Annotated in this window: 1 protein-coding gene; it reads left to right on the forward strand. The window is 75.5% G+C overall.

Features of this window, described 5'->3' with window-relative positions; translation table 11 throughout:
* A partial coding sequence (locus ACLBXP_RS25665) for an acyl-CoA dehydrogenase family protein (RefSeq protein ID WP_447670637.1) occupies nucleotides 1-302 on the forward strand: 302 nt, incomplete at both ends.

Below are 302 nucleotides of genomic sequence, written 5' to 3' on the forward strand. Positions count from 1 at the left end.
CCTCTCTGAGCCCGCCCACGTGATCCGCGACGACGCGGAGGCGATCCGCGTCGCCGAGCGCCTCGCGGCGGCCTTCCGCGAGGGGGCCTCGGAGCGCGACCGGGCGGGGCGCCGCCCGGCGGAGGAGCTCGACGCCTTCTCGCAGAGCGGCCTCTGGTCGATCAACGTGCCGCGCAGCTTCGGGGGGCCGGGCGTCTCCTACCGGACGCTCGCGCGGGTGACCGCCATCATCTCGGCCGCCGACCCGTCGATCGGGCAGATCGCGCAGAACCACCTCGGCATCGTCGCGGCGATCGACACGG

It is taken from the genome of Methylobacterium sp. A54F (assembly GCF_053346035.1).